This is a genomic window from Actinomyces sp. 565 (assembly GCF_010365615.1).
Lineage (GTDB): Bacteria > Actinomycetota > Actinomycetes > Actinomycetales > Actinomycetaceae > Actinomyces.
Window position 1 is genome coordinate 1 of the sequence record NZ_PIZD01000054.1, and the last position, 3,134, is coordinate 3,134.

Genomic DNA, 3,134 nt, shown 5'->3' on the forward strand with positions numbered 1-3,134 from the left:
GTGGTCATTGCGGGGTTGGACGCCGGGTCAGCAGCCCTCGCAGTGTCAGCCATCGCGGGGAGTACACGGCGGGGGCGGCCTTTGCGGGGTTGGACGCCGGGTCAGCTCTCGCCGCGGTGGTCATCGTCGTAGTGGTCATCGCGGGGTTGGACGCCGGGATAGCTCTCGCCGTGGCGGACGTCGCCACTGTGGCGTCCCGGTGATGACCACCGTCGCGCAAGCAGGTGTACGTCGTACCAAGACTTCCGGCCGTCTTCCCACGCGTAGGAGTGACTTGCCCGCGTTGGTGCAGGTTCCGGCACTCGAGCCCAGAACCACCGGCTCCCGCAGGACTTCTCCCGGCGCGTACACCTGCGCAACCGTTAGTGCGGCCACGCCATACGCAGAGCACGAACCGCCCCGAATTCGCGGTCACGCCGCACCGTGCCGATTCGCGCTCGAGCCAGGCGTGGTCCCCTCCCGTGCGTAGCCGCCCACACCAACGATCTGCCCGTTAATGTTTCACGTGAAACATCCTCCTAAGACCACCGCAGGCTGCAAGGGGATACGGCGCTGCGGTAAGTAGCAGCACGGCGCGGCCTTGCGCCTTCGGCAAGAGTCACCGAACAGAGCCCACAACCCCGATGTTTCACGTGAAACATCGCCGCATACCGCCGGCGTGGCAGACTATTGCCCGAAAGCACACCCGCCGGGAGGGAAAATCACGTGACCGAGACGAACCCACAACGAGGCAACCGGCTGGATCCCTGGCTCGACTCCTACGCCACCCGCGCGTACGGCCTACGTGAGTCCGAGACCCGCTCCCTGTTCGCCGTCGCCTCCAGGCCCGAGGTGGTCTCACTGGCAGGCGGCATGCCCAACTTGAAAGGCCTCCCACTGGACGCCCTGGCAGAGGCGACCGCTCGCATGATCCGTAAAGACGGCGGCCGCGCACTCCAGTACGGGAACGGTCAGGGAATGCCGCGCCTGCGGGAGCAGATCCCCGAGGTTATGGCACTAGAGGGAATCGACGCCGACGCCGACGACGTTGTCATCACTACCGGCTCGCAGCAGGCCGTCGACATCGTCACCGAGCTGTTCATCGACCCCGGCGATGTCATCCTCACCGAGGCGCCCACATACGTCGGCTCCCTGTCCATCTTCTCCACCTACCAGGCCGACATCCAGCAGGCACCTATCGATGCCGAAGGCGTCATCCCCGCTGCGCTGGAAGAGGCCATCACCGGCCTGGAGCGGCAGGGTCGTCGAGTGAAGTTCTTCTACTGCCTGCCCAACTTCCACAACCCGGCCGGCGTCACCCTCTCGGAGGAGCGGCGCCCACAGGTCATTGAGATCTGCCGCCGGCACCACATCCTCATCATCGAGGACAATCCCTACGGCCTACTCGACTTCCAGGGGCGCACCCACACGGCGCTTAAGACCCTGGCGCCCGACGACGTCGTCTACCTGGGTTCATTCTCCAAGATCTTCGCCCCCGGTTACCGCGTCGGCTGGGCCGTGGCACCACCCGCCGTGCGCGACAAGATGAAGCTCGCCTCCGAAGCCGCCATCCTGTGTCCGAGCTCGGTGGGCCAGTTCTCCATCTCGACCTACCTGGACAACTTCGACTGGCGCAGCCAGATCAGCGACTTCCGCACCATGTACCGCAAGCGGCGTGACGCCATGGTCGACGCCCTCGCCGAGTTCATGCCGATGTGCACGTGGAACGTCCCCGAAGGCGGCTTCTACGTCTGGGTGGGCCTACCCGAGGGCCTAGACGCCAAGGAGATGCTGCCGCGAGCCGTCACGAACCTTGTCGCGTACGTCTCCGGTACCGCCTTCTACGCCGGAGGAAGAGCGGGCCGCGACCATATGCGACTGTCCTTCTGCTACCCCGAGCCAGTTGAGATCCGGGAAGGTGTGCGTCGGCTTTCCGAAGTAGTTGCCCACGACCTAGACCTAATCGATCTCTTCGGTCCTGCCCGTCAGCGCCCGTCGGGTGGGGTCTCCGCGCCGTCTCCGGATCAGGTCTGAGCCGGTCACCGCATGCCAGCAATTCGACACCAAGGAGCCACCATGCCTGACACCTCCACAACCCCTGACACACCTACCAGCGCCTCACCGGAGGCACCTACCCCCACCGCCGCACTCCTGCGGGTGGCCATCCTCGCCGGCGGTCTCAGCCATGAACGCGAGGTCTCACTGCGTTCAGGGAACCGGGTCATGGGTGTGCTGAAGCACCTGGGCCACACGGTCGTGATGCTCGACGTCGACGCCCGCACCATCCCTTCGCTCAAGGCATTCAGCCCCGACGTTGTCTGGCCACTGGTGCACGGCGGGCACGGGGAGGACGGCGGCCTGCAGAACGTGCTGATCGCCCTTGGCCTGCCGTACGTCGGAACGCACTCCGACGGCTGTCAACGCGCCTCCTTCAAGCCGACCGCCAAGGCGTCTGTGCGTGCTGCCGGCGTACTCACACCGGACTCCGTTACCCTGCCCAAGGCGTACTTCAGCCAGCTTGGCGCCCAGGAGGTACTAGGTGTGGTCGCCAGCCACCTCGGCCTACCCGTCGTCGTAAAACCGAATCAAGGCGGCTCCGGACTGGGGGTCTCCTATGCGTCCGACGCGGATGAGCTGCGCACCGCCATGGTTTCCTGCTTCGCCTACGATGAGCGGGCCCTGATCGAGAACTACGTCGAGGGCACCGAGCTCGCCGTCTCCGTGGTGGATACCGGCGATGGTCCCAGGGCGCTGCCGCCCGTGGAAGTCGTCTCACAGGGTCGCTATGACTTTGACGCCCGCTACAACCCCGGCCGCTCCGAGTACTTCGTTCCCGCCCGCCTGGACTCCGAGTCACTGGAGCGCGTCCAGGAGATGGCGGTGACCGTGCACCGCACCCTGGGGCTGGGAAACATCTCCCGCACCGACCTGATTCTCGATGCGAACGGTCAGCCCTGGTTCATCGACGTTAACGTCATCCCGGGCATGACCGAGATGTCCCTGTTCCCAATGGCCGCTAAGGCTGCTGGCGACTTGCCGCAGTTGTACGACCGGCTGGTGCACAGTCCGGCGGTTCACTGCTGACACATCGATCCGGTTACTCGTTACCGGGGATAGTCGCGGGCCGCGATGTTTCACGTGAAACATCGCGGCCC

At 65.3% G+C, this 3,134-nt stretch carries 3 protein-coding genes; all 3 read left to right on the forward strand.

The window, feature by feature from the left end; translation table 11 throughout:
- Window positions 1–203 (forward strand): hypothetical protein (locus tag GZ997_RS12465; protein ID WP_203234139.1); only part of this gene is annotated, 203 nt, incomplete at its 5' end.
- A 502-nt stretch (window positions 204–705) separates the two neighbouring features.
- Window positions 706–2,013: a PLP-dependent aminotransferase family protein gene (locus tag GZ997_RS08670; RefSeq protein WP_162679612.1), complete on the forward strand. Its 1,308-nt coding sequence runs from the start codon at window positions 706–708 to the stop codon at window positions 2,011–2,013.
- Between the two features lie 42 nt (window positions 2,014–2,055).
- Complete coding sequence (locus GZ997_RS08675; protein WP_162679613.1) at window positions 2,056–3,063, forward strand: D-alanine--D-alanine ligase; 1,008 nt, start codon at window positions 2,056–2,058, stop codon at window positions 3,061–3,063.
- Window positions 3,064–3,134 lie beyond the last annotated feature (71 nt).